At 38.9% G+C, this 23,485-nt stretch carries 26 protein-coding genes and 2 pseudogenes; 22 read left to right on the top strand and 6 right to left on the bottom strand.

The genetic code is table 11. The features are described 5' to 3' along the window. The first annotated feature begins 59 nt into the window (after positions 1-59). From N4G44_RS13420 to N4G44_RS13365, 12 genes are all read left to right on the top strand, one after another. Positions 60-203: a hypothetical protein gene (locus tag N4G44_RS13420; protein ID WP_474927618.1), complete on the top strand. Its 144-nt coding sequence runs from the start codon at positions 60-62 to the stop codon at positions 201-203. Next, positions 203-664: a T9SS type A sorting domain-containing protein gene (locus N4G44_RS13415; RefSeq protein ID WP_474927616.1), complete on the top strand. Its 462-nt coding sequence runs from the start codon at positions 203-205 to the stop codon at positions 662-664. The genes N4G44_RS13420 and N4G44_RS13415 overlap by 1 nt, the downstream gene beginning before the upstream one ends. A gap of 160 nt (positions 665-824) precedes the next feature. Continuing rightward, positions 825-1,328: a GbsR/MarR family transcriptional regulator gene (locus N4G44_RS13410; RefSeq protein WP_474927614.1), complete on the top strand. Its 504-nt coding sequence runs from the start codon at positions 825-827 to the stop codon at positions 1,326-1,328. Between the two features lie 77 nt (positions 1,329-1,405). Beyond that, positions 1,406-1,750, top strand: a complete 345-nt coding sequence (locus tag N4G44_RS13405; protein ID WP_474927613.1) for a hypothetical protein — start codon at positions 1,406-1,408, stop codon at positions 1,748-1,750. Positions 1,751-1,757: 7 nt separating this feature from the next. Next, complete coding sequence (locus N4G44_RS13400) at positions 1,758-2,162, top strand: hypothetical protein (protein WP_474927611.1); 405 nt, start codon at positions 1,758-1,760, stop codon at positions 2,160-2,162. Between the two features lie 491 nt (positions 2,163-2,653). Continuing rightward, entirely contained in the window at positions 2,654-2,968 is a 315-nt protein-coding gene (locus N4G44_RS13395) for an SRPBCC family protein (RefSeq protein WP_474927610.1), read from the top strand. Then, positions 2,968-3,099: a hypothetical protein gene (locus tag N4G44_RS13390; RefSeq protein WP_474927606.1), complete on the top strand. Its 132-nt coding sequence runs from the start codon at positions 2,968-2,970 to the stop codon at positions 3,097-3,099. The genes N4G44_RS13395 and N4G44_RS13390 overlap by 1 nt, the downstream gene beginning before the upstream one ends. 81 nt (positions 3,100-3,180) lie before the next feature. Beyond that, on the top strand, positions 3,181-4,080 hold the full coding sequence (locus N4G44_RS13385; RefSeq protein ID WP_474927604.1) for a TIGR01777 family oxidoreductase: 900 nt from the start codon (positions 3,181-3,183) through the stop codon (positions 4,078-4,080). 88 nt (positions 4,081-4,168) lie between these two features. Further along, positions 4,169-5,572, top strand: coding sequence for an alpha-L-fucosidase (locus N4G44_RS13380; RefSeq protein WP_474928339.1), 1,404 nt, complete (start codon positions 4,169-4,171; stop codon positions 5,570-5,572). After that, complete coding sequence (locus N4G44_RS13375; RefSeq protein WP_474927602.1) at positions 5,572-6,561, top strand: glycoside hydrolase family 3 protein; 990 nt, start codon at positions 5,572-5,574, stop codon at positions 6,559-6,561. The genes N4G44_RS13380 and N4G44_RS13375 overlap by 1 nt, the downstream gene beginning before the upstream one ends. Next, entirely contained in the window at positions 6,510-8,240 is a 1,731-nt protein-coding gene (locus N4G44_RS13370) for a glycoside hydrolase family 3 C-terminal domain-containing protein (protein ID WP_474927600.1), read from the top strand. The genes N4G44_RS13375 and N4G44_RS13370 overlap by 52 nt, the downstream gene beginning before the upstream one ends. A gap of 164 nt (positions 8,241-8,404) precedes the next feature. Then, the gene (locus N4G44_RS13365) at positions 8,405-8,665 is read left to right on the top strand and encodes a hypothetical protein (RefSeq protein ID WP_474927598.1); all 261 of its coding nucleotides are present in this window, start codon (positions 8,405-8,407) and stop codon (positions 8,663-8,665) included. Between the two features lie 59 nt (positions 8,666-8,724). Here N4G44_RS13365 and N4G44_RS13360 read toward each other — a convergent pair whose 3' ends face one another. Next, positions 8,725-9,612 (bottom strand): hypothetical protein, encoded by an 888-nt coding sequence (locus N4G44_RS13360; RefSeq protein ID WP_474927597.1) that lies wholly within the window; start codon positions 9,610-9,612, stop codon positions 8,725-8,727. Positions 9,613-9,885: 273 nt separating this feature from the next. Between N4G44_RS13360 and lpdA the strand changes: the two are divergent. The 3 genes and pseudogenes from lpdA (at position 9,886) to N4G44_RS13345 (ending at position 14,179) form a co-directional block, all read left to right on the top strand. After that, a pseudogene (gene lpdA / locus N4G44_RS13355) lies at positions 9,886-11,273 on the top strand (dihydrolipoyl dehydrogenase). A 101-nt stretch (positions 11,274-11,374) separates the two neighbouring features. After that, positions 11,375-13,315: a S9 family peptidase gene (locus N4G44_RS13350; protein WP_474927595.1), complete on the top strand. Its 1,941-nt coding sequence runs from the start codon at positions 11,375-11,377 to the stop codon at positions 13,313-13,315. Positions 13,316-13,378: 63 nt separating this feature from the next. Next, the gene (locus N4G44_RS13345) at positions 13,379-14,179 is read left to right on the top strand and encodes a patatin-like phospholipase family protein (protein ID WP_474927594.1); all 801 of its coding nucleotides are present in this window, start codon (positions 13,379-13,381) and stop codon (positions 14,177-14,179) included. Between the two features lie 153 nt (positions 14,180-14,332). Here the strand turns inward: N4G44_RS13345 and N4G44_RS13340 are convergent, their stop codons facing one another. From N4G44_RS13340 to N4G44_RS13325, 4 genes and pseudogenes are all read right to left on the bottom strand, one after another. Continuing rightward, positions 14,333-14,779, bottom strand: coding sequence for a hypothetical protein (locus N4G44_RS13340; protein ID WP_474927593.1), 447 nt, complete (start codon positions 14,777-14,779; stop codon positions 14,333-14,335). A gap of 170 nt (positions 14,780-14,949) precedes the next feature. Further along, positions 14,950-15,873: a hypothetical protein gene (locus tag N4G44_RS13335; protein ID WP_474927592.1), complete on the bottom strand. Its 924-nt coding sequence runs from the start codon at positions 15,871-15,873 to the stop codon at positions 14,950-14,952. A 9-nt stretch (positions 15,874-15,882) separates the two neighbouring features. Continuing rightward, positions 15,883-16,583: pseudogene (locus N4G44_RS13330) on the bottom strand (ABC transporter ATP-binding protein). 83 nt (positions 16,584-16,666) lie between these two features. After that, complete coding sequence (locus N4G44_RS13325) at positions 16,667-17,236, bottom strand: hypothetical protein (RefSeq protein WP_474927590.1); 570 nt, start codon at positions 17,234-17,236, stop codon at positions 16,667-16,669. A 379-nt stretch (positions 17,237-17,615) separates the two neighbouring features. Here N4G44_RS13325 and N4G44_RS13320 point away from each other — a divergent pair, with 379 nt between their 5' ends. Then, positions 17,616-18,131 (top strand): GNAT family N-acetyltransferase, encoded by a 516-nt coding sequence (locus N4G44_RS13320; protein WP_474927588.1) that lies wholly within the window; start codon positions 17,616-17,618, stop codon positions 18,129-18,131. Positions 18,132-18,213: 82 nt separating this feature from the next. Here the strand turns inward: N4G44_RS13320 and N4G44_RS13315 are convergent, their stop codons facing one another. Further along, entirely contained in the window at positions 18,214-19,314 is a 1,101-nt protein-coding gene (locus N4G44_RS13315; RefSeq protein ID WP_474927586.1) for an alkene reductase, read from the bottom strand. Between the two features lie 76 nt (positions 19,315-19,390). On the opposite strand from N4G44_RS13315, the gene N4G44_RS13310 reads away from it, so the two are divergent. The 6 genes from N4G44_RS13310 to N4G44_RS13285 all read left to right on the top strand — a co-directional run bounded on the left by N4G44_RS13310 (position 19,391) and on the right by N4G44_RS13285 (position 23,472). Next, positions 19,391-20,248, top strand: coding sequence for an AraC family transcriptional regulator (locus tag N4G44_RS13310; RefSeq protein ID WP_474927585.1), 858 nt, complete (start codon positions 19,391-19,393; stop codon positions 20,246-20,248). 133 nt (positions 20,249-20,381) lie between these two features. Beyond that, a complete protein-coding gene (locus tag N4G44_RS13305) occupies positions 20,382-21,377 on the top strand; it encodes an alpha/beta hydrolase (protein ID WP_474927583.1) in 996 nt (331 codons plus the stop codon). A 29-nt stretch (positions 21,378-21,406) separates the two neighbouring features. Then, positions 21,407-22,024 carry an alpha/beta hydrolase-fold protein gene (locus N4G44_RS13300; RefSeq protein WP_474927581.1) on the top strand — a complete coding sequence of 206 codons (618 nt, stop codon included), beginning with the start codon at positions 21,407-21,409 and terminating at the stop codon, positions 22,022-22,024. Between the two features lie 8 nt (positions 22,025-22,032). Continuing rightward, complete coding sequence (locus tag N4G44_RS13295; RefSeq protein ID WP_474927580.1) at positions 22,033-22,278, top strand: hypothetical protein; 246 nt, start codon at positions 22,033-22,035, stop codon at positions 22,276-22,278. Then, positions 22,218-22,535: a hypothetical protein gene (locus N4G44_RS13290; protein WP_474927578.1), complete on the top strand. Its 318-nt coding sequence runs from the start codon at positions 22,218-22,220 to the stop codon at positions 22,533-22,535. Before N4G44_RS13295 ends, N4G44_RS13290 begins: the two co-directional genes overlap by 61 nt. A gap of 61 nt (positions 22,536-22,596) precedes the next feature. Then, entirely contained in the window at positions 22,597-23,472 is an 876-nt protein-coding gene (locus N4G44_RS13285) for a helix-turn-helix transcriptional regulator (RefSeq protein ID WP_474927577.1), read from the top strand. Positions 23,473-23,485: the final 13 nt, after the last annotated feature.

Below are 23,485 nucleotides of genomic sequence, written 5' to 3'. Positions count from 1 at the left end.
AAGCCCTACAGGTTTCCATTGATGATCTGAAATGGAGTAATGAAAATTCAGCTAAAATAATGTTCCTGATTCTTGATGCACCGCCACACCGTTCGGATGAGAATATCAATAAGCTCTATGAAAAGATAAAACTGGCGGCCCAAAAGGAATTACAGTTATTCCTCTGGCAGCAAGTGACACCGATAAACAGACGGAATATCTGATGAGAACTTTTGCATTGCTTACCAATGGAACCTACACCTTCCTTACCAATGACAGCGGAATCGGGAATGATCATATAAAACCGACCATTGATTCCTATGAAGTTGAAAAACTGAATGCCCTGCTATTGAGATTAATCCTTCAGAGGGCCACCCTTCCGGAATGCAGTGACGGCATCTCCAACGATTACCTGAACAAAAAGCTTGAAACGGAAGTTAATAGCCAGCAGGAATCCAGAACCGTGATTTTCCCTAATCCGACAAAAGGAATCATCAATATAAAATCCGGGAAACATATAGATGAGCTGTTCTTATACGATCTGGCCGGAAAGATCATCATGAGAAAAGAGAATCTGAGCGAAGGTAAAAACACAATTGATATCACTTCCTATCCCCAGAGTATTTATCTCCTGAGATTAAGAACAAAAGATCAGTGGGAAACTTTTAAAGTGATCAAAAATTAATAATCACAATACGTAAGATTAATAAATAAAGTCCATCCAAAATAGCATCAAAACAGACATTACTTCAAAATGTCTGTTTTATTTTAAAATTAATTTTCAAAAATTATTGAAAATTCAAAAAATATAATTACATTTGTTATAGAAATAAAATATCAGAAAAATGAAACTTTCAGAAGCAAAAGAAAAATATGTACAGACCTGGGGAACATTCGCTACAAACTGGGGAATCAACCGTACTATGGCACAGGTTCATGCACTGCTTCTGTCAAGTGGAAAGCCTTTATCTACGGATGAGGTCATGGAGCACCTGGAAATTTCAAGAGGAAATGCCAACATGAATCTGCGTGCGCTGATAGACTGGGGAATTGTCAGAAAAGAATTCATCAAAGGCGATCGCAAAGAATACTTCGTCGCAGAAAAAGATATCTGGTATCTGTTCAAACAAATTGTGAAAGAACGCAGAAAAAGAGAAATAGAGCCTGTCATTTCTTTTTTGGAAGAACTGAAAAATATTGAAGATAAAGATTCAGGAGAAGCAAAAGAATTCATAAAGCTGATGGAAGATTTCAGTGCAGTGACGGGAAAGATCAACAATATTATGGATCTTGCGATTAAAAGCGACGATCACTGGCTGGTAGGGAAAATTACCAACCTGTTGAAATAGAAAAATAGAAGAGGAGCTAAATCCTTTTTTATTTGAATTTAATTTTCAAAAATTACTGAAAATATAATACATACAAAATGTTCAATATAGTATCATATGTTATTTTTCTTGCAGTGAGTTTTTACATCACCATAGATGTGGGCAGAAGATGTTTCCAGGCCGGAAAGTCCTATCTGGAATATCTCCTTCACGATAAAGGAATGTGTCTTACGATCAACCGGATACTTCTCGGATGTTACTATCTGCTGAACCTGGGGTATATTGCTGTCAACCTTGCATTTTGGGACAAAGTCGGCTCTGTAGAACAACTTATTTCGGTAACGGCAGCCCGTATCGGATGCATCGCTTTAATCCTTTGTGTACTGCATTATATGAACATTTTTACTCTTTACTTCTTAAAAAATAAACTAACCTTAAAATAACACAGTTATGAACACAACAATTTTAACCACCACAACGTACAATTTTTCAGCGTACATGATTTATCTGCCAATTGTTATTGCTCTTACCGTATTCGTATCCCAGTTTCTGTTCAAAAATTCAAAAACATTTATGATTGATATTTTTCACCAGAAAGAAGACATTGCCATGGCAACAAATTCCCTCTTTAAAATTGGCTTTTATCTTCTGAATATTGGCTTTGCTCTTTGCATCATTGAATTTTTCCAGATTGAAACCGTAGAAAGATTAGTTGTTGCTTTAAGTAAAAAAATAGGCGGTTTCTCTATTTATCTTGGAATGATGATGCTTCTCAACCTCCTGTTTTTTCTGAAAGGCCGTAAACATGCCATGAACAAAGAAAAACATATCGAAAATGAAGACACTGATATTTAAAATCTGGATGTATCTGACCTTCAGATCCTCCAATAAAAGAACAAGAGGAGATTTTTTAACCTTTTAAAATTAACGATCATGAAAACCTTTGTAAAATACGATTTCTATATCCAATTAGTGATTTTAATTATAGGAATTATCTCAATCTTTACAATGGATAATTCTTTTATTGGAGGATTGTCATTTCACTTTATAGTAGGAATTTCTCAACTAATAAGCTATATAATCAAGCTTTTTTTAAGGAAGAAAAATCTATACTTTTCATTATTTACGGAGTATTTATTATGCCCATCTGGATTTCTTTATTATTACTCGTCATTTTTAAATCGCAGGCCTATAATCTGTTCATAGTGATCCCATTTTTCGGAGTTTATTATAGCCCAATTTTAGCTCTGGTTTATATTTTTGACACTTATAAATTCTATCAATATCAAAAATAAATATCTCATCCTGAACCTCGTATCCCGAACCACGAACCTAAAAACTTAAAAATGGCAACAATATATTTAGAAACACCAATCAAAGCAGATATTCATAAAGTTTTCGACTTGGCCAGAGATATTGATCTGCACCAAAAATCAACATCCAAAACCAATGAAAAAGCAATAGCTGGAAGAACGTCCGGGCTGATTGAAGAAAATGAGACCGTAACCTGGAAAGCCAGACATTTAGGAGTGGATCAAACCTTGACAACAAAGATTATCAGCATGGAAAAACCCTCCCAATTCACGGATGTAATGCTTAAAGGAGCTTTTAAATCAATGAAGCATCAGCATATTTTCAAGCAAAAAAAGGCAGTACGGTAATGATTGATATCTTCGAATTTGAATCCCCGCTGGGATGGGTGGGAAAACTTTTTAACCACTTTTTCCTGAAAGATTATATGAAGAAATTCCTGTTGGAAAGAAACGAATTAATAAAGAAAATGGCAGAGTAAGTATTTAGTATAAAATGAAGGACAAATCTGCATGAAAAAACAATAATTTTAAAACTCTAAAACTCTAAAACTCAAAACACAATGAAAATAATAATGGCTGGCGGAACCGGATTTCTCGGGGAAAGCCTTGAAAAATATTTTAAAGAAAAAGGCGCTCAGGTACACATTCTTACAAGAAAGCCAAAACGCAGTAATGAGATATATTGGGATGCCCGATCATTGGGTGAATGGAAGAACAGCATTGAAGGAGCCGATGTACTGATCAACCTTACAGGAAAGTCTGTAGACTGCAGGTACAACGAAAAAAATAAAGAGGAAATATATAAATCCAGAATTGAAAGTACAAAAGTGCTTCAGCAGGCAGTCGACCAATGCATCACTAAGCCTAAGGTCTGGCTGAATGCCTCTTCAGCAACTATTTATATACATTCCGAAACCCAGCTGAATACAGAAGAAAACGGAATTATCGGCGACGATTTCTCCATGAATATCTGCAAAAGCTGGGAAAAAGAATTTTTTAAGATGAATAACGAAGAAACAAGAAAGGTTGCTTTAAGAACCTCTATTGTTTTAGGGAATAATGGCGGGGCATTTCCGAAATTGCGCACGATCACAAAATTAGGTTTAGGAGGAAAACAGGGGCGTGGACAACAGAAAGTAAGCTGGATCCATATTGATGATTTCTGTAAAGCTGTTGAATGGATCATTAATCATGAAAATATATCAGGGACCGTCAATGTAACCGCTCCAAACCCTGTGTCCAATGAAGATCTCATGATAAAAATGAGGAAACACCTTAAAATTCCTTTTGGATTAAATGCTCCCGTATGGCAACTGGAAATAGCCTCCCTCTTTTTGAATACGGAAACCGAACTTTTATTAAAAAGCAGAAATGTATATCCCGAAAAACTGCTTAAAGCCGGATTTCAGTTTTCTTATCCAGAACTGGACAAAGCATTGCAGCATTTATTGAAAAATTAAGGTTTGCTGATTAGTGGCAGGATGTTTAATTTAGCAAAAACGAACCTCATATGCTCATTAAACAGAAAACAAAAAGCTTTATTCTTTCATCTTTTCTTATTTCTACTGCTTTTTTTCACAGGCTCATAATGTATCTGCAGGCTATCAGAAACCGGATGATCCGCTTGTTGTTCAAAATCTTGAACAGTGGCAGGATCTGAAATTCGGGCTCTTTATGCACTGGGGAACCTACAGCCAGTGGGGAATTGTTGAAAGCTGGAGCTTATGCCCTGAAGACGAATCCTGGACCCGGAGAAAGCCTGAACATGGGAAGTCTTACAATGAGTACGTAAAAAACTATGAAAACCTTCAGACTACTTTTAATCCCACAGGATTTAACCCTCAAAAATGGGCTGATGCAGCAAAAAAAGCAGGAATGAAATATGTGGTTTTTACCACAAAGCACCATGATGGTTTTGCCATGTTTGATACCAAAGAATCGGATTATAAAATAACCTCTTCCAAAACGCCGTTTTCAAAAAATCCTAAGGCAGACGTTACCAAAGAGATTTTCAATACGTTCAGAAAAGACGGTTTCAAAATCGGAGCCTATTTTTCAAAGCCGGACTGGCATTCGGAAAACTACTGGTGGCCCTATTTTCCACCCAAAGACAGAAATGTAAATTACGATCCGAAAAAATATCCCGAACGATGGGAAAGCTTTAAAACATTCACTTTTAACCAGCTTAATGAAATTACGTCCAACTACGGAAAAATAGATATCCTGTGGCTGGATGGAGGCTGGGTACGCCCTTTCAGAACCATTGACCCATCTGTGGAATGGCAGAGAACCATCAAAGTAGAACAGGATATTGATATGGATAAAATTGGGACGATGGCCAGGAAAAACCAACCGGGAATTATAGTCGTAGACCGTACCGTACCGGGAAAATGGGAAAATTATGTGACCCCGGAGCAGGCTGTCCCGGAACATCCGCTTTCTATTCCCTGGGAAAGCTGCATTACGATGGGAGATTCTTTCTCCTATGTTCCTGACGACAATTATAAATCCTCTCAAAAAATCATTGAAACACTCATTAAAATTATCTCCCGCGGCGGAAATTACCTCATGAATATTGCTCCGGGTCCCAATGGAGACTATGATGCAGTGGTTTATGAAAGATTAAATGAAATTTCGGATTGGATGGAGAAAAACCAGTCAGCTGTATTTGCAACAAGAAGTGCAGAACCTTATCACGATGGAAACTTCTATTATACCCGATCTAAAGACAGCAAAACCCTTAATGTTTTCCATATTGACGATCAGAAAGACTACCAGGCTCCTGATGTACTCAGCTTTTCACTTCCGGAAAATTTTAAAGCGAAAGCATTGAAAGTTCTTGGGATCAATTCAAAAGTGAAGTGGAAACAGACAGGAACTACGGTAGAAGTAAAGCTGCCGGAAGACAGGAAAAAATTGAAATACGCCACCGCCATTCAAATGACAAACTAATGAAGTTGAATTGTATTAAAGCTGCGGTTATTGCGCTTGTTCTGAATTCCACATTCCTGAGTGCACAGAAAGAAAAGCCTTTGTATAAAGATCCCAAACAGCCTGTAGAAGCAAGAGTTCAGGATCTGTTGAAAAGAATGACGCCGGAAGAAAAATTCTGGCAGTGTTTTATGATCCCTGGAGATCTGGATAATGTTCCTAAAGATCAATACAGGCACGGAATCTTTGGTCTGCAGGTCAGTGCCGGAAATCAGGGTGGCGGGGCAGCAGGCCAGCTTTTGAAATATAACTCCGGTGAAGATGCGGAAAGGCTCGTAAGGAAAATCAATGGTATTCAAAAATATTTTGTTGAAGAATCCAGGCTGGGAATTCCGATTATTCCGTTTGATGAAGCTTTACACGGATTGATGCGTGATGGCGCAACAGCTTTTCCCCAGGCTATCGGGCTTGCGGCCACATTCAATCCCGAAATGATGAAGCAGGTTTCCTCTGCTATTGCAAAAGAATCAAAATTAAGAGGAATCCGCCAGATCCTTACCCCTGTAGTCAATCTTGCCAGTGATGTGAGATGGGGACGGACAGAGGAAACGTATGGTGAAGATCCTTTTTTAACCTCTGTGATGGGCGTTGGTTTCGTAAGTTCATTCGAAGATCAGGGAATTATTACTACTCCAAAGCATTTTTTAGCCAATGTAGGAGAAGGCGGAAGAGATTCTTATCCTATTCACTGGAGCAGAAGATATCTGGAAGAAACCCATCTTATTCCCTTTCATAAAGCGTTTACCTCGGGAAAAAGCAGGTCGGTAATGACCTCCTATAATCTTCTCGACGGAAGACCTTCTACCGCCAATCATTGGCTGCTCACGGAAAAGCTGAAAAAAGAATGGAACTTCAAAGGCTTCGTCATTAGTGATGCCAGTGCCGTAGGGGGGCCAATGTGCTTCATTTTACGGCAAAAGATTATGATGATGCCTCTGCACAGGCTATGAATGCAGGGCTTGATGTCATATTCCAAACAGAGTACCAACATTATCAGCTGTTTATTCCTCCGTTTTTGGATGGACGGATTTCACAGGAAAGGATAGATGATGCGGTAGCAAGAGTTTTAAAAGCAAAATTTGAACTCGGGCTTTTTGAAAATCCTTATGTCTCTGAACGCGAAATTCATGAATTGAAAATGATCAATCATAAGCCGTTAGCCGAAAAAGCAGCACTTGAATCTATTGTGTTGTTACAGAATAATCAGGGAACACTTCCTGTTTCTGACCATGTAAAAAAAATAGCTGTGATCGGTACAGATGCCGTGGATGCAAGGCTTGGAGGCTATTCCGGGCCGGGAAACCATAAAGTGAGTATTCTTGATGGAATCAAAAATTTCACGAAAGATAAAAATGTAGAGATTCTTTATTCAAAAGGTATTACATGGGATCTGAAAGACTTTAAAACGGTTCCTGCTGACCTTTTATCATCCGAAAATAAAAAAGGCTTAAAAGGAACTTATTTTGCAAACACCGGTTTACAGGGAAAAGAGGCTTTTCAAAGGCAGGACGAGCAGGTTAATTTCAAATGGACCCTTTACTCGCCGGACCCTGAAAAATTACAGCTGGATAACTATAGTATCCGATGGACAGGACAACTGAAAGCTCCCGGCAGTGGAAAATACCAGCTCGGACTTCGTGGAAACGATGGTTTCAGGTTATATCTCGATGGAAAATTAATTGTTGATCAATGGGAAAAGCTGGGCTATTCAACAAAAACAGCTGCCATAGACTTTGTTAAAGACAGGCAATACAATCTCGTTATAGAATTCAGGGAAAGCAGGGGAGAAGCTCATATTGAGCTGATCTGGAATTATGATATCGACGATGCTCAGAAAGAATTTAACGAAGCTTTAAAAACAGCAGAAAAGGCAGATCACATTATTATTGCTGCCGGCATTCATGAAGGCGAATTTCAGGACCGTTCTTCTCTGAGCCTGCCCGGAAATCAGGAAAAATTTATTCATGAAGTTTCAAAACTGAATAAACCTTTAACTGTAATTTTAGTTGGAGGTTCTGCCATTAAAACTACAGCGTGGAAAGATAAAGCAGGAGCCATTCTGGATGTTTGGTATCCCGGAGAAGAAGGAGGAAATGCGGTGGCAAAAATCCTTTTCGGAGCGGAAAATCCCTCAGGGAAACTGCCTGTTACATTCCCGGCCGAAGAAGGCCAGCTGCCATTGACCTACAATCATCATCCTACAGGAAGGGGAAATGACTATTATGATTTGAGCGGCGAACCGTTATATCCTTTTGGTTTTGGCCTTAGCTATACCACTTTTGAAATTTCCGATCTGCAGCTCAATCAATTGAAATATTCTGAAAATGATACGATTACTGCCCGGGTTAACATCAGAAATACAGGAACAAAAGGAGGAAGTGAAGTTGTTCAGCTGTATGTGAAGGATCTGCTGGCATCAGTTTCAAGGCCTGTCATTGAGTTAAAAGGTTTTCAGAAAGTGTATTTAAATCCCGGGGAATCAAAGCAGGTGACTATTAAAATTCCGGTCCGGGAACTTCAGTTTTTAGATGAAAAGATGAACTGGGCAGTAGAAAAAGGAACGTACAGAATTATGGTTGGAAATTCCTCTAAAAACCTTCCTTTAAAACAGAATATTGAAGTAGAATAATTTTTTGTGAATGTGTATTATCCTTTTGTAAAGCCTGATGACAGAAGATCAGTAATGAAAGTTATAAACTCTGGTATGATATATGTAATATGTATTGCAAAACCTGAATGAATTGAAGATATTAATTAATCATTTTTAAAATCATTCTTAAAAATAAAAATGTCATGAAAAAGTTTTTTATATCAACCGTATTGTTATTAGGTTTATCAATGAGTGTGAATGCCCAGAAACGACCACCGGCTCCTCCACATCCTTCCAAAAGTGAACTGATCAGCATTAAATCGCGTGAGCTGGACAAAAAATACAATACAGAAAAGAGATTGATTATGAATCATCCGCTTGCTACAAAAAAGATGAAGAGAGATCAGATGAAAGCTTTAAATGAAAGGTACCGTACCGAGAAAAGATTACTTAAAAAAATGTAATGTTAAGATTACTGATATTAAAAATCCGTTTTACTGTTTGTAAAACGGATTTTTTAATTCTAATATAATTTTCTTGCCAGCAGCAGATTCAGAAGAAAAGTTCCCGTCCAGTTACTGTTGTTTACATTGCTTCCTATAAAATCTATACGGGAAACCGAAACAGTAAGCCTTGTTCTCCCTAAAGTTCCGTTATTGGCCAAACTTACAAATGAAGCCGTGAAAACATCCGGAAAGCTGGAATTGTTTCCTGCCGTTAAAATTGGATACATATTGCTGACATTAAAAGGAGTTCCCTGATATTCATAAACAAGAGTCATACGGCTCGCATTGGAATAAGTGGAAGTGTGGGCGTAGGTAACAGAGGCTTTGCTTATTACCCACCATGCATCCGTTCCCGTTCCTGTATCATAGGTTGATACTGCATGATTGCTCCAGTCTCCAACAGGGGAGGAGCCATTGGCATGCGGAGGAATCAGAAGCTGTATTCCGTAAATCTCTACATTGCTTGGCTTGGGAAGAACGGTAAAAGAAAGGTCCCATGTTCCCCCACTGGTATTACTGTTGTTCACAACTTCAGCATATGCCCCGGTGGGAATTACAAAGGATGAAACAGGATTATTATCGATCCTTAATGTATTACCACTCGATGCCTGAAGCGTAATACTGGAAGTTGAAATATTTTTAATCTTATAAATTCTTCCTGAATAACTCGTTGTACCAGTTCCGATGACAGGAAGGGTGAAAGTCGTATTACCCGTTCCATCGTATGTCAGGTAATGATCTGTGGCAGTGATGGCATACGTTGCTGCTGTAATTTGCTTATAATCGGCTCCCAAAGACCCGGCGACAGCTAAAGTACTGTTAGGTGTTGATGTTTTAATACCTACCTGTGCATTAAAAAACAAGGTCATTATAAAAAAAACGGGAATAAAAATCTTGGTTTTCATTTTACTTAATTTTGTATAAACTTATGAAATTATTTTAATATATTGATTTATAATTAAATATTTTTTACTTATTATATTGAATTAGCTGTATAATTTTAAATATTGTTTTAATTGTTTAATGCAATACATAATTCCATTTAATTTGAAAAGAGATAACATCACGATATAAATTAAAATAGTTGGTACAATGAAGTTAACCTTCAGTGAAATATGAATGGCAGAACATAGAACATCCAATATTTTTCCTTAAATTCGCATAAAATTTTTAAAATAATGAACTACGATATCATTGTCATCGGAAGCGGTCCTGGCGGTTATGTTACAGCGATCAGAGCAGCACAATTGGGTTTCAAAACTGCAATTATCGAGAAAGAAAACTTAGGGGAATCTGCCTGAACTGGGGATGTATTCCTACGAAAGCTTTACTGAAATCTGCTCAGGTTTTTCATTATATCAACCATGCTGAAGACTATGGTCTGAATAAAGTGGAAGGAAGCTTTGAATTTCCGAACGTAATCCAGAGAAGCCGTGGCGTAGCCAACAAAATGAGCAAAGGAATTGAATTCCTGATGAAGAAGAACAAGATTGATGTAATTCTTGGGACAGCTAAGGTTCAGAAAGGTAAAAAAGTTTCTGTTACAGATAAAGAAGGTAAAGTAACTGAATATGCAGCAGAAAATATCATTATTGCAACGGGTGCACGTTCAAGAGAGCTTCCTAACCTTCCTCAGGACGGTAAAAAAGTAATCGGTTACAGACAGGCATTATCTCTTCCTGAGCAGCCAAAATCTATGATCGTAGTAGGTTCAGGAGCTATCGGGGTAGAATTTGCTGACTTCTATAATACAATGGGAACCAAAGTAACCATTGTAGAATTCATGCCGAATATCGTTCCTGTAGAAGACGAAGAAATCTCTAAACACCTGGAAAAATCCCTTAAGAAAACAGGAATCGAGATCATGACCAATGCGTCAGTAGAAAGTGTTGATACAAGCGGAGAAGGCGTAAAAGCAACGGTAAAAACAGCAAACGGGAACATTACCCTTGAAGCTGATATTTTACTTTCTGCCGTAGGTATTGCTGCCAATATTGAGAATATCGGATTGGAAGAAGTGGGAATCCAGACAGATAAAGGAAGAGTTTTAGTCAACGAATGGTACGAGACTTCAGTTCCGGGTTACTATGCAATCGGTGATCTTATTCCTACACAGGCTTTGGCACACGTTGCTTCTGCTGAAGGAATCACTTGTGTAGAAAAAATCAAGGGACTGCATGTTGAGAAAATCGACTACGGCAATATCCCTGGATGTACATACTGCCACCCTGAAGTAGCCTCTGTAGGTCTTACGGAAAAGCAGGCTAAAGAAAAAGGATACGAGATCAAAGTAGGTAAATTCCCACTTTCTGCAAGCGGTAAAGCTACAGCGAATGGAAATACAGACGGATTTATCAAAGTAATCTTTGATGCCAAGTACGGTGAGTGGTTAGGATGCCACATGATCGGTGAAGGAGTTACAGATATGGTTGCAGAAGCTGTAGTGGCAAGAAAACTTGAAACAACAGGTCATGAGATCATCAAATCGATCCACCCGCACCCGACTGTTTCTGAAGCAATTATGGAAGCTGCAGCAGCAGCTTACGGTGAAGTAATTCACATCTAAGATCAATCTTAGGATATAATAATTAAGAAGATCTATTTCTTTATATACCAACCACAGGCGTTTGTCTGTGGTTTTTTTGTAAATTCAGGCAAAATTAAAAAATGAAGAAACACTATATTATTCTTACCCTTGCATTGGCCGGGCTCCTGTCCGCCCAGACAAAAAATGAATTTGTAAGTCCTAATGAGAATCTTATTGCAGAAAATATCCTGCCTATTCCGAAAAGCCTGAGTCAGGCTATTAAAAAGTATTCAGAAAGCAGAAATGCAGGTATTGCAGGCATTCATCCCAACGGGAAAGAAATCATTGCGGTGACCCGTTTTGCTTCCACCAATCAGCTGCACAGGATTTCTGTACCCATGGGGGCCAGAAAACAGATCACTTTCTTTGATGAACCTGTTAATAATGCATCTTATGAGCCTGTAAAAGGAGAATACCTCATTTATACAAAAGATACAGGCGGCAACGAATTCGGGCAGCTTTATAAGCTCGACCTGAAAACACTGGAATCCAAACTGCTTACCGATGGCGGAAGATCCCAGAACGGCGGGGTAACCTGGAAAAAAGACGGTTCAGGGTTTTATTTTACATCCACCAAAAGAAATGGCGGCGACAGGGATATTTATTATATGAATCCTTTAAAACCGGAAGATACACAGCTTGTTCTTGAAGTGAAAGGCGGCGGCTGGGGAATTTCCGATCTTTCCGAAGACGGTAAAAAACTCCTGATCTCGGAATATGTTTCAGCCAACGATTCCTATCTGTATCTGTATGATTTGGAAACTAAAAAGCTGGAACCCATCACAGACCGCAAAGAAAAAGGAGTCGTGCAAAGCGCTGGTGTTTTCAGCAAAAATCCTGATGAAATTTTCTACATTACAGACCGGAATAATGAATTCAGCAGGCTGGCAGTTTTAAATTTAAAAACCAAAAAAACAGAATATCTTACCTCTTCCATTCCCTGGAATGTAGAAGATTATAACCTTTCTGAAGATAAATCCACCCTGGCATTTGTAACCAATGAAAGCGGAATCAATAAACTGTATATTCTTGATACAGTGACCAGGAAATATATGCCGGTAAGCCAGTTACCTGTTGGACTGATCGGTGGAGTAAAGTTTTCCAACGACGGGAAATTCCTTTATTTCTCAAGATCATCAGCCGATTCCGGTGCAGATATTTATAAAATGGATATGGCGACCCGCAATATAGAAAGATGGACGGAAAGCGAACAGGGCGAAATGCAGCCCGCCGATATGTCCGTCCCAAAACTGATAGAGTGGAAGAGCTTTGACAATATGAAGATCTCAGGGTTTTATTATCCGGCATCATCAAAATTTACAGGAAAAAGGCCGGTGATTATTAACATCCACGGAGGACCGGAAGGTCAGTCTATGGCATCTTCTCTGGGGTCTTCCAATTATTTTACCAATGAAATGGGAGTGGCTTTGATCTATCCGAATGTAAGAGGCTCATCCGGTTTCGGGAAAACATTTATTGCCGCCGATAACTGGGATCTGAGAATGAATTCAGTGAAAGATATAGGTGCCCTTCTGGACTGGATCGCCAAACAGCCTGAGCTGGATAAAGACAGAATCATGATTATGGGCGGAAGCTACGGAGGTTTCATGACCTTAGCGACAGCCTATGAATATGCTGATAAGATCAGATGCTCTGTGGATATTGTGGGAATTTCCGATTTTAATACTTTTCTTAAAAATACCGAAGAATACCGGCGAGATCTGAGAAGAGTGGAGTATGGTGATGAGAGGATTCCCAAAATGGCAGAATTCTTCACCAAAATTGCCCCTCTGAATAATATCGATAAAATCAAAAAGCCAATGTTCATTATCCAGGGTACTAATGATCCCAGAGTTCCTGTTACGGAAGCCGTTCAGATGCGAGACAAGCTGAAAGCCCAGGGAAAAACGGTTTGGTATCTGGAAGCAAAAAATGAAGGCCATGGATTCAGGAAGAAAGAAAATGTGGATTTTCAGCGTCTTGCCGTGATCCGGTTTATGCAGGAATATCTGCTAAAATAATTTTAACATAATATTTATAAAATTTAATCTGAATTTCTCGCCCTGTTTTCTTACATTTATTCTATGAATTTTGAGAGAACAGGGCTGGTTTTGTCAGGAGGCGGTACCAAAGGGATTGCCCATGCAGGAGTTTTAAAATTCTTGAAAGAAAAAAATATAGATATCGATGTGCTTTCCTGCTGCAGCGCCGGATCTATTGTGGGTTGTCTTTATGCTGTGGGGAAAACACCGGATGAGATCCTGGAGTTTTTCAATTCGGTTTATTTCTTCAACTGGAAACATTTTACTTTCAACCAACCGGGACTGGTTTCTTCCGTTATTTTCAGGAATTATCTGAAGCCGATTTTTCAGGATATGAAGCTTGGAGACCTGGAAAAAGAAGTGAAAATTGTAGCTACAGAACTTGTCTCCGGAACCCAGAAAATATTTGATGAAAACTTCGAAGTAGTGGATGCCATCATTGCTTCATGTTCCATTCCGGGAGTTACAACACCGTATATCATCGGCGATGAAATGTACTGTGACGGAGGTGTTCTGAATAACTTTCCCGCAGACATCATCAGGGACGAATGTGACAAGCTTATCGGGGTTTTTGTTTCTCCTCCCCATGATATTGATATCAAAGACCTGAAGTCCATCAAAGCTATTGTCTCCCGTTCATATGATCTCCTTTCCTACAGGATAGAAAAAGGAAAATTCGATTATTGTGACTGGTTTATCTCTTCCCAAAAACTTTCATCCTACGGAACGTTCGAACGCAGAAAAGATCGTCTGGAAGAAATTTTCAATGTAGGCTATAAAGCTGCAGAAGAAAGCTACGAATCAAGCCGTTTTAATACACATCTGAGACAGGCCGGAACATAATTCCTTTCCTCAAATTAATTGGTTTAAATTTTTTAACCAAAAATCCCACAGATTACGCAAATTTCACAGATCTATACCTGGAACTTTATAATCTGCAGGATAAATATCGTTTACAGCTTTAAATATTGTTACGACTTTGGATTTGGCCGTTTTTTATTGTTTAACGACAAGTCCGTCCTGGCGTACCACTTCATTACCGTTTTCATCCGTCACCGTAAGGGTATAAGGAGCTTTGGAAGCGGAATCCGTCAGGTAGTTTCTCCACACCTGATAAGTATATCCTTTATTCACAAAGTTGAAATAGTAATTTCCTCCGGTACCGTCCGGGATCAGTTCTCCGTCACTGATAATCATGCTTGGTTTCGAAGTGATCCTGGCATTGGCTGCCCAGGACTGGTAAAGGTACTTTCCGTTAGGCTGTTTATCAATCCTTATTTTAAATTTTTTAGTCTTAATAATGACTGTTTTAGGGACTTTCTGTAATGCTTGGATATCATTGGAAACAGTAACTGTACCAGGTATTAGGGATGGTTTTTCAGTGGCATAAGCTAAAGAAAACTGAGCCGTACAAAAGGCTCCCAGTAAAATCTTTCTGATCATTGCATATTAGGTTATTGGTTAGGCTTACACCCAATCAAATATGAAGCCATTTGATGCTTATTGTAAGATCGTCTCATTGATCCATGTATTCAGTTCCATTGTATTTCTAAGGGTTTTCAGGAACCAGACATTTGCTTTATAATCTTCGATATATTGACTCGAATATAAGTTTAACCCTTTTTTTCATTTAAAGTATCAAGGTGAATGTTTTTCCTTAAAAATTCAAGACGTTTATCTAACCATTTTCTGTCATCTTCTGAAGCGGATTGGTGATGCCTGATCAAAACTTCAATAATGGAAACATCAATTCTTTCCGAAGTTCTCAGCATGGTATCCAGGGCATTGGTCAATATTTCATCATTAACAAAATCTATATGGGGCAGATTGTTATCGTTGTTCTGAAACAGGTGCTCAAACTCAATATCGTCCAGAAGTTCACAGGCTCGGTGCATCAGTTCGGAGGCAGGAGTGTACCCTTCGTTATCCCTTGCGATAAATACAGCAGGAATATCCATTTTTAGCCGGGTATAGGCTTCTATTTTATGATGTCCGTCCAGTACGAAAGCATTGCTCATCTGCGGATCCAGATTGTACAGACTATTAAGGATAATGGGTTTCGGGCGGCTTCCTTTTTTAATGAGTTCCATATAATATTGTACTCTTTCAGGATTGATGCTTTTATTTTCCAAAGTATACAGATAATTAAAATCTTTGAAAGGGTAGAACCATCCGGAAAATCTTCGGTTGCGGGCATTTTCATCATCAGGCAGCGGTATGGCCATATGAAAACTGGAATTATCAAACGGAATTTTACCCAGATTCACCTGATAGGTTCCATTTTCAAAAAGGGTAAGAAAATCTTTGATTTCTGACATGATTTCAGCTTCTGTTCCCTCCGTAAGGGAACGGTTAAGACGGTCGGCTAATATTATTTTCTCGTCTTCAGCAAGCTCGGATACTGCATAATACTCACCCACACTTCCCCGGGAGTCCGGCCAGTTAACGGCTACAGGACGCCTGATGATTAAGCAGCCGGCAAAGCCATCGTACAGAACTTTGATAATGTTCTGTCCGTGAGTAATGTGGATTTCCATGAAAATTAATTAAGATACGGCTGTATAGCTTGCAAAAGCTTCTTCCAGACTGTCGAACCTGCCTTTAAATTCGTCAATAGGGCAGTCCTGAAGGATATTCCCTTTATGAATAAGGATAACACGGGAGCATAATGCTTCCACTTCCTGCATAATGTGGGTAGAAAGCAATACTGTTTTCTGCTGCCCGATCTCTTTTACCACATTTCTGATCTCGATGATCTGGTTCGGATCCAGGCCGTTGGTCGGTTCATCCAGAATCAGCAGGTCCGGCTGATGAATAATAGCCTGGGCAAGTCCCACCCTTTGTTTGTATCCTTTGGAAAGCTGGCCGATTTTTTTGGATTTTTCAGGAGTGATGCCTACCAGTTCGATCACTTCATCTACCCTAGCAGGAGAGATTTTGTGGATATTTGCGACAAACTGAAGATATTCTTTCACATACATTTCCAGGTACAGCGGGTTGTTTTCGGGAAGAAAACCTATTTTTTCTTACTTTCTATTTCATTTTCGGAAATATTCATTCCGTTAAAGATAATTTCGCCCTGATCAATTTTCAATGCGCCGACAATGGATTTCATAAGTGTGGATTTTCCGGCTCCGTTTGGACCCAAAAGGCCAATGATCTCATTTTTATCAATAGAAATATTAATGTTGTCCAATGCAGTCTGTTCCCCAAATTTTTTGGTTAAATTGATTATCTGAAGCGGCATAATAAGTAATGTCTTTCTGCAAAAGTAAAAATAAAAAAACTCATTCGGATGAATGAGTTGGGTAATATTGAAAAATATTATGATTATTTTTTTGATTTTTTGTTTTTGCTGTTGGTACTGGAAGCAGGCATTGCAGTAGATGCCTGGCTTGAAGAGGATTTTGTACCGTTGATCTGATGCATGGTACCCGGTTTTTCATACAGAGCCGATTTTCCGTTCGTTTTACCAAACACTTTATCTACCTGTTTTCTGTTTAAAAACTGAGACTTTCCAACATACTTACGGTTTTTATTGATGTACTGGATAAACTGTACGGTAGGCTGCCCGTAATTTTTTTCGTAATGAAGCTCAATGATATCATTAGGAAGTTCCAGAATGATGTTTTCATCCGGAGTGGATATAAAGCCGTCCATGATCAGTTTATACAGTCCGGATACGTCACTGTCCAGATTCTGAAAAGAAAAAGATCTTATGGTGTTCAGGTTACTGGTATTAAGATCCTGATAGTTGATGGTAAATTTATCTTCTTTTTTATATAAACCTACGGAATTATCTTTGCCAATTTCCACCAGGCTTTCATTTTTCAACACTTTGATCTGTGAGAAAACTGAAATACCGAACATGCATGTAATGAGTAGAATTATTTTTCTCATGTGGAGGGATTTTAATGTTTTATAAATTTGTGTCTTAAAGTTACTAATAAAAAGCTCTTAAACCAATCTTGTTAGTTAAAGCAAAAGTAATACTTTTTTTAATATCCGTAAGGAGTGCTCCGCTGATATTATGTATGCCATTGTATGTGAGAAGGTTCGTATATTATTTATTTAAAGCTGTTTTGGGAAATATCCGTTATATTTTCAGTCGCTTTAAGTTAATTTAACAGAGTTTTTATATTGCTTTAAATATTAAATTTAAATATTAAAAATCTTTTTAGTGAAGATTTTCGGAATTTAATCTAAAGTTTACCCTTTCATATATTGCAGACGGATATATAATCGTACATTTATTTCTCATTTATTATACGTTTTTAATATGCGCATTCTGCACCACGACCAAAATATTATTATCCGAGAATTCTTAATAGAAGAAAAGAACCTGTTTTGCGATCTTTTTGAAGATCCGGACGTTATCAGATATCTTCCGTACCGTTCGCCTGAACAGTTTATAGAAATGTTTGAAACCGCTTTGGAAGATTATCGTATGGGCCCGTTTGGACGTTTTGGAATATTCGATGCTGAAAACAATGATTTTATCGGAATGTGTCTTGCCAGAAATTTTGCAGATGTACCCGGCCAGATTGAAATAGGATATACTTTGAGCAAAAAATATTGGGGAAAAGGGATTGCGACGGAAGTCAGCCGTGCTTTAGTGAAATATTGTTTCTTAAATACTGACGGAAATGAGATTGTAGCTGTAACGGACCTGGATAATACCGGTTCACAGAAAGTACTGGAAAAAGCAGGCTTTACACGGGTGGATAACCTGCAAAGGAGTGATCGGGAAATGGCTTATTTCATTATTAAACAAGCAAGTCCCAGGCCGGCATAGAAAAGAACTATCGAAAAATCCCCGGGAAAACGACCCGGGGATTTATAACTGATTAGAAATCAGCTTCTGTTTTATTTTTAAATTAATAGCCTGTACACTTACTGAAAGAAATAGCAGGATAATCAATATACCCTTCATCCCCGCCATGATAAAATGTTTCTTCATCCCAATCAGCCAGCGGGAAATCATTTTTTATGCGTTCCACCAGGTCCGGATTTGAAATATATAGTTTCCCAAAAGCGACCAGGTCCACAAGCCCGGTTTGCAGTATTTCTTCAGCTGTTTCCACGGTAAAGCCGCCTGCAATCATGATAATATTTTTAAAACGTCGTCTGGCATTTTCTAAAAAACTATCAGGGATTGAAGATCTTCCGTCATTTACAGCATTAGAAAAATGAACATACAGAATATCCAGCTTTTGTAATTCATCAAGGATGTATTCGTGTGTTGCCAGTTCTTCAGGATAAGTTTTTAAATCATAAATTTCGCGGAAAGGGGAAAGTCTTATTCCTACCTTATTTTTACCAATAGCTTCAATAACTGCTTTCATCACTTCAAAAAGGAACCTGGTCCTGTTTTCAATGCTTCCGCCATATTCATCTGTTCTGGTATTGCTTAAAGGGTTAATAAACTGGTCGATCAGAAATCCATGGGCCGCATGAATTTCAACACCGTCAAATCCTGCTTCAATTGCACTGACGGCTGCCTCTTTAAAAACATTTACCCAAACCGGGATTTCTTCAGTGCTTATGGCAACGGGTATTGTCATACTTTGATAGCTGTTGTCGGGAATACGGATGGTTTCGTTCACCGGTAGGGCAGACGGGGCTATCAATGCTTCGTTGTTCTGAATGGCAGGATGCCCGACACGGCCGGATTGTACCAATTGGGCAAAGATCTTTCCACCCTTTGCATGCACGCCCTCCACTACTTTTTTCCATGCCTGTTTTTGCTCTTCATTATATATTCCGGGAGTATTCATGTAGGCACCGCCGTTGGAAGAAACAGCAATATTATCCGATATCAGTAATCCGGCGCCGGATCTTTGCTGATAATAGGTAATCATGGAAGGTGAAGGAATTCCTTTAACGGCTCTGCGACGGTTCATTGGAGCCATTACAACCCTGCTGGAAAGAGAAAGTTTTTCACTGATAAACGGGGTGGTTAATTTTTTCTGTGACATCTTTTTTTAACAAAATTAACATGAACAGGGAGGCAAAAACAGGAATATCGGACGGTTTTTTTGTACATTTCGGGTAATGAAAAATAAACATTTACATAAACCTTTAGATATATTGGTGTCCGATATGGAGCACTGGCATGAACGTCCGCTGATCTATCAGTTCTTCGAGATTGTGCAGATCATGGAAGGTGAAGGCACCAGGATTGTTAATGAAAACAGGTTTCCCTATACTAAAGGCAGTATTTTTTTATTTACCCCGCTGGACTGCCGGGGTTTTGAGAGCATTACCAATACCCGTTATTGTTCCATCCGGTTTTCCGAAGTCTTCCTCGAACAGTACAAAACCAAACACGAAAAAGAAAAAGTGATAGAATGGTTAAAACAGTTGGAAGCCATTTTTACGCATCACAACCGTTTTGAGCAGGTATTGATTAAAGAGGAAAGGGACTGCAATATGATCGCTTCACTCATTGAGAATATGATCACGGAATACACCAATAAACCTTCCTATTTTGATGAAAATCTCCAGCATCTGGTCATTCTTGTTTTAAATATTATTTCCCGTAATGTGAACCCCCAGCAGGTCATATCAGATACAACAAGGGATGAACCCCTGATCAATAAAATACTGGTTTACCTGCACCAGCATATACACTGTCCCAGGAATTTAAGAATAAAGCATCTTGCAGAGCAGTTCAACCTGTCTGCCAATTATATCGGCGAATATTTTAAAAACCTTACCGGAAGCAGTCTGCATTGTTACCTGACCCAGTATAAAATGAATATTGTTGAACAGAGGCTCATCTACAGTGAATATTCAATAGGGCAAATTGCGGATGACCTGGGATTTTCCGATGAAAGCCATTTAAGCCGGCAATTCAAAAAACATAAAGGAATAACTGCGGCGGCTTTCCGGAAACAGTTTAAGAACTAAAAAAGATCTATTGCCGTAAATACAAAAAAGTCTGTCATAAATTTCCTTTTCGTATCACAAAATTTCTTTTTCGTATCATCCGGTGATAAGCATAATATTATTTTTGAAAGAATAGAATCTCATGATTATGAATATGAAAAAATATAGACTGTTCCTGTTAATTTTTCTGATTCCGGGCTGGTCAATGGCACAGCAGTACCACTCACTTACCCTTCCGGAGGCAGAAAAAAGATTGCTGCCACAGTTCAGACCTTTGATCAATGGCCGTATTTATGATATTACGTTTGAAGAAGTGAAAAAAGAACGTAAAGCCCAGGCGCAGCTGCCTTGGCCGGAACTCAAAAATAAAGACAGCGTAGAGGTGGTTCAGTCTAAAATTCCCGGCCTGAACCCAAAAGACCCTGAAATTCCGGTAACCATTTATAAGCCTAAAAATGCGAAGAATCTACCCATATTTCTTTGGTTTCATGGAGGCGGTTTTGTGTATGGAACCCCAAAATGGGATCATCAGAGATGTGCAGATTACGCCCTGAGAGGAAATGCTGTGGTGATCAATGTAGATTACCGTTTCGCTCCTGAATATCCTTTTCCTGCAGCACTTCATGATGCTTACGCTTCTCTGTTGTGGGCCAGCAGAAATGCAGGAAGCCTTGGTGGAAATCCAAAGCTCATTGCAGTAGGCGGGGAAAGTGCCGGAGCCGGCATATCAGGAAGTCTTGCACAATATACAAGAGATCATAAAGGCCCGGAAATCAGTTTGCAGGTTCTGGAAATTCCTCCGGGCGATTTCAGGATGGACTATCCGTCAGTTATTGAATTTAAAAGGATTCCCGGTTTTAAAAGCGATGATATTCCGGTTTTAAAAGACTTTTATATTGGGAAAAACGGAAATCCAAAAGAGAAATATGTATTGCCCGGCAATATTGATGATGTCTCAAATCTTCCTCCGACCGTAATTTTTGTAGCCGGAGCAGATCCTTTACGGGACAGTGGGCTGGTTTATGCAGACCGTTTAATAAAAGCAGGGATTTTCACAGAATTGCATCTTTTTGCCGGATATGCCCACGGAATGCCGCTCCCGGAAAATGTAGATATTACCGTAAGATTGATGAAGCAATTCCTTAAATAATTCGATTCATATACTTTAAAACCAAAATAATGCAGTACTCCCAAAAAATATCTTTAGTTTTCGTTTTATGCTCTTCCATCGTATTTTCCCAGGATTATAAAACCTCATCAACGGCTTTGCCGGGAAAAGACTTTCCGAGAATAAATCCAGAGAGAAAGGCAGAATTCCGGGTCTATTTTCCGGAGGCGAAAACCGTAACCTTGGATGGTGGTGACGGAATGAAAAGTATAAAATCTTCAGCTTCCAAAGATAAAAACGGCTTCTGGAATATCTCTGCTGTGCCTATGGAAATTGGATTTCATTACTATTGGTTCAATGTTGACGGGCAGCGGACCAATGATCCCAATACGCAGCTCTATTTTGGATACAGCCAGCCAACCAGCGGAATTGAAGTGCCTTCAGGAGAAGACTTTTTCTCAGAGAAAGATGTAAAGCACGGGAAAATCATTAATGACAGCTTAAACTCACAGATTACCAGGGGTAAGCGGAACTTTAAAGTATATCTTCCCCCAAATTACGGTGCCAAAAAATTACCCGTTCTGTATCTGTACCACGGAACCGGAGAAGATATCACGGGTTGGGAAAAGCAAGGCTATATCGTTAATATCCTTGATAACCTTTTCGCAGAAAAAAAGCTCAGGAAATAATAGTCGTAATGGACTACGGAGTTGCACTGAATCCCGAACAGGAAAAAATGCCTGACAATTATCCAAGAACCGTCCTTTCTTCCAAAAATCTTGATCAGATAGTTACCCGGGAACTGATTCCCTATATTGAAAAAAATACAAAACTTCCGGTAAAAGGGCTATTGCAGGACTTTCCAGAGGAAGCTACCAGGCCATGCTTATTGGAGTTTCCCATCCCGAAATATTTTCTGCCATCGGAGCATTCAGCCCGGTGATTTATGAGGGAACTGAAAAAGATCCGTTTAAAGAACTTCCTATTGGAAATTTACTGAAGTCGAAGAAAAAACCTTATTTCTTTATCGGAATCGGGGAAAAAGAAGATGTCCTGTTTTTTAAATTTAACCAGCTGCTGACCGATTTTTTTAATCAGAATAAATATCCTTATACCTTATATAAATCTCCCGAAACCCGCCATGAATGGCTTACCTGGAGAAGATCGCTGTATCAGTTTTCACAACAGATTTTCAAATAAAAACATGATATTTGTCATGTTTTAGAATTTTATTAACTTACACTCAATAAATTACCGTTTTATGGAATTACTCCTTCCTTACCTGGAATCAGATGGTTTTAAACAAGGTCTGATTCAGGATTACAGATTTTGTGATCAAGATTTTCTGAACTCTACTGTTCTGGAAATGCCGGAGGATTTGGGGAGCGGGAAGCTGATTCTTTTCAGCAAGAAGAATTTTCATTTTTTCCGTGGAAAATGGAACTTTCATGAAGAAACTATTTTTCATTCCCCGCATAAAGTAGGAGACAATGGCATGATGGATTTCAGGATCAATAAAGAAGGGAAGATCAGCAGTAATTTTATTAATAACGAAAAGGAATTTGAACACAATACGACCGATATCGATGGTATAAGGATTTTTGTACCCAAAACCATGTTTTCCAAAGATAACGGGCTTCTGAAAGAAAAGCTGGAAAACGCAGAGCGCAATTACCTGAGTCAGGAAAAGCTTAAAACCATTTTCGATACTCCTTTTGACGATGCTTCATGCAGCATCATTCTCGAAAGCCGGATCCTGGAATTTTTAAGCTATTGGATCCATTACCTGCTATCTGATGAAAAAACTTTTGAGCACAAAAAGGCGTTTGAAGATAAAATAAAGCTTGCCAAAGACTTTGTCGATACCAATGCGTTTCAAAGTCTTGCCATCAGGGAGATAAGCCGGTATTGCGGACTCAACAGCAGTGATCTGAAAAAAGGATTTAAGGATTATACCCGATTGCCCATCCATCAGTATATTATCAAAACCAGAATGGAAACAGCCCGTGCAATGCTCCTGGAAAGTGAAAAATCGGTGGGAGAGATCAGTGATTTTATCGGGTACAACAACCGCGGACACTTTTCACAGCTTTATCTCCGTCATTTCGGAAAGCTTCCTTCTGAAGAACGTCAGTAGAATTTCGGATAAT

The organism is Chryseobacterium sp. GTID13, from assembly GCF_056172655.1.
This window is presented reverse-complemented; position numbering and strand designations above follow the sequence as displayed.